Source organism: Megasphaera intestinihominis, from assembly GCF_040096415.1.
In the GTDB taxonomy this organism is placed as follows: Bacteria; Bacillota; Negativicutes; order Veillonellales; family Megasphaeraceae; genus Megasphaera; species Megasphaera intestinihominis.
Genome location: NZ_JBBMEU010000115.1, coordinates 1 through 2,746, shown reverse-complemented (window position 1 = coordinate 2,746; position 2,746 = coordinate 1). Strand labels below are relative to the sequence as shown.

Sequence of the window (2,746 nt, the reverse complement as noted above, 5' to 3'; positions counted from 1 at the left end):
ATGTGTTTTAGCAGATTCATTATACTTCAAAGTGTGGTTACGCGATATTTATTTGTTCAAAAAGTTGTAAACTGCTGAAATTATAAGAATTATGAAGTATTAGGAAATTGCTTGGATTCAACAAGAATGATTGAAGAAAGTGAAATTGTACCTATTGAAGAAAATAATGTTTATAGATGTGCATACTTGCTTCGTATTAGTGAAGAGAGAAGAAAAGACTTAATTAGATTGTTAGAATTTGGGGAATTTTTAAAAGAAAATAAAATAGAAAATATTATTGTCAATATATATGGAGACGGAGAACTAGTTGGTTGGCTAATTGATGAAATATATAGTAGAGATTTAGACGATTGTTTATATTATCAAGGAAAAACTAATGATATCAAAGCAACATTTAAAATTAATGACTTAGCTATAGATTTTTCGTATTCACAATCTTTTGGAATGCCTTATATTGAGGGGATTTTGAATGGTAAAATGGTGTATTGTTTTGAGAATGAAGGTTCGAAAGAAGTATTGAGTAGAATTCCATTATGTATAGTCCATAATTTTGATGAATTAGTAGAGAGAATTGAAAATAGCAATCAGATAACTGTTAAACAGTTACAAGATAATTATGATATGATTCAGGCGCGTTATTCAAGAAAAAAAGTAACAGAAAAATTTTTGGAATTTTTGGGGAGGTGTTAAGGAATGATGATTGGGAAAACACATGAAATTAATTTTTATATACAAAAAAATAAATTTTTATTTGAGGAATTAGTTAAGAGAGATTTCAAAAAAAAGTATAAAAGAACCATTTTGGGCATGTTTTGGAGTGTTTTATCTCCCTTGATGATGTTGGGAGTAATGGCGTTTATTTTTGGACAATTTTTTGGTAGAGGCACTTCACACTATATTGTTTATTTGTTTACTGGGCAAGTCGTATTTAATTATTATGTTGAATCTACAAATGAAGGAATGGGGGCGTTAGCTAATAATGCTGCCATTTTTAAGAAAATTAATGTACCTAAATATTTATTTCTATTTTCTAAAAATATTTCAGCGTTAATCAATTTTGCAATTATATTAGGTATTTATTTTCTTTTTGTACTCGGTGATGGAATCACAATTCATATTAATTTTTTATGTCTTGTATATCCTCTTTTATGCTTGATTTTTATGAATTTAGGGATTGGATTGATTTTGTCAGCACTTTTTGTGTTTTTTAAAGATATTCAATACCTTTATCGATTATTTACACAAGTTGTTATGTATGGGTCTGCTATTTTTTATAATATAGATACAATGTCACCAGCAGTGCAAAGTGTTTTTTATTTTAACCCCGTTTTTGATTGTATTCATTATATGCGATGTATTGTTATTGACGGATACATACCAGATTTAAGAATGCATTGTATTTTAGCCGCTTATGCCGTAAGTTTGTTTGCTCTTGGTATATACATTTATAAGAAATATAACTATAGATTTTTGTACTATATTTGAAAGGTGAAATCATATGACTGTTCTAAGAGTGGAGAATGTTTCGATTAAATATATGGTAGGTGATTTTAAGAGTATAGGATTTAAAGAATATGTTTTACGCAGACTAAAAGGAAATTATGATACTAAAGAATTTTGGGCTAATAAACATATAAGTTTCACTTTAAATAAAGGTGATATGTTGGGAATTATCGGTAGTAATGGAGCTGGTAAGTCCACGTTACTAAAAGCTATTTCTGGTATTATGGTACCTAGCACGGGAAAGATTGAAAAGCGAGGTAAACTTGTTGCTTTATTAGAATTAGGAAGCGGATTTGATGGAGATTTGACGGTTAAAGAAAACACATATTTACGCGGAGCTATGTTAGGCTATACTAGACCATTTATGAATAGTAAATACAATGACATAATTGAATTTGCTGAACTAAAAGATTTTCAAGATCGGCCATTTAAATTTTTGTCTTCAGGGATGAAATCAAGATTAGCTTTTTCAATAGCTTCGCTGATTAATCCGGACATTTTAATTTTAGATGAAGTGTTGTCTGTAGGTGATGGTGCATTTAGGAAAAAAAGTGAAAAAAAGATGAAGGATATTATTAGCGGTGGCGCCACTACTATTTTGGTATCTCATTCCTTAAATCAAGTAAAGTCTATGTGCAATAAAATATTATGGTTAGAAAAAGGCAAAATGGTTCAGTTTGGGGATAATGTACAAAATATTTGTTCTGAGTATGAAAAATTTCTTGATAGAAAGGCAAAATGATTATGGAAACAAATTTTAATAAAAAGAAATCTTTCGTTATCTTAATGCTTATAGTATTTATTATAGGAGGGATTACTGGCTTTTGTGTTCATAAAAACTATAAAAAAATAAATTATTTTTCTCGTCGCGATGAAATTCAACTATTAACACCTTATCAAGGATATGGAGCTTGTCATCCTAAAGTTGTTTATATTCCTAATGGATTAAGTGGATATAAGTATTGGATGGCATTTACACCCTATCCAAAGCATAATGCCAGATTTGAGAATCCTTGTATTGCAGTTAGTAATGACTTGGTTCATTGGAAAAGTCATCCGAAATCAAATAATACTATATTGGACGATAACTCGTTTGAAAAAAATCGTAAGTTGTATAATTCAGATACGCATTTATTGTATAATTCTGATAGTCAAAAGTTAGAATGTGGGTGTGTCAAGAGTTTTGTGTAAATCGATTCAATAAGCAACATCGTATTGCTGCATAAGCTGAGACATCCTGTCG

4 protein-coding genes are annotated in these 2,746 nt (G+C 29.5%); all 4 read left to right on the top strand.

What is annotated here, in order from left to right:
- Positions 1-126 precede the first annotated feature (126 nt).
- The 4 genes from WMO23_RS11120 to WMO23_RS11105 are packed head-to-tail and all read left to right on the top strand — an operon-like array spanning position 127 to position 2,694.
- A complete protein-coding gene (locus WMO23_RS11120; RefSeq protein ID WP_349174094.1) occupies positions 127-690 on the top strand; it encodes a glycosyltransferase in 564 nt (187 codons plus the stop codon).
- A 3-nt stretch (positions 691-693) separates the two neighbouring features.
- Positions 694-1,485, top strand: coding sequence for an ABC transporter permease (locus WMO23_RS11115; protein ID WP_349174092.1), 792 nt, complete (start codon positions 694-696; stop codon positions 1,483-1,485).
- Positions 1,486-1,537: 52 nt separating this feature from the next.
- Positions 1,538-2,245 (top strand): ABC transporter ATP-binding protein, encoded by a 708-nt coding sequence (locus WMO23_RS11110; protein WP_349174091.1) that lies wholly within the window; start codon positions 1,538-1,540, stop codon positions 2,243-2,245.
- A complete protein-coding gene (locus tag WMO23_RS11105; protein WP_349174089.1) occupies positions 2,242-2,694 on the top strand; it encodes a hypothetical protein in 453 nt (150 codons plus the stop codon). The genes WMO23_RS11110 and WMO23_RS11105 overlap by 4 nt, the downstream gene beginning before the upstream one ends.
- Positions 2,695-2,746 lie beyond the last annotated feature (52 nt).

Coding starts and splice junctions, on each gene's coding strand:
- WMO23_RS11120 (WP_349174094.1), top strand. CDS start 127: ATGATTGAAGAAAGTGAAATTGTACCTATTGAAGAAAATAATGTTTAT.
- WMO23_RS11115 (WP_349174092.1), top strand. CDS start 694: ATGATGATTGGGAAAACACATGAAATTAATTTTTATATACAAAAAAAT.
- WMO23_RS11110 (WP_349174091.1), top strand. CDS start 1,538: ATGGTAGGTGATTTTAAGAGTATAGGATTTAAAGAATATGTTTTACGC.
- WMO23_RS11105 (WP_349174089.1), top strand. CDS start 2,242: ATGATTATGGAAACAAATTTTAATAAAAAGAAATCTTTCGTTATCTTA.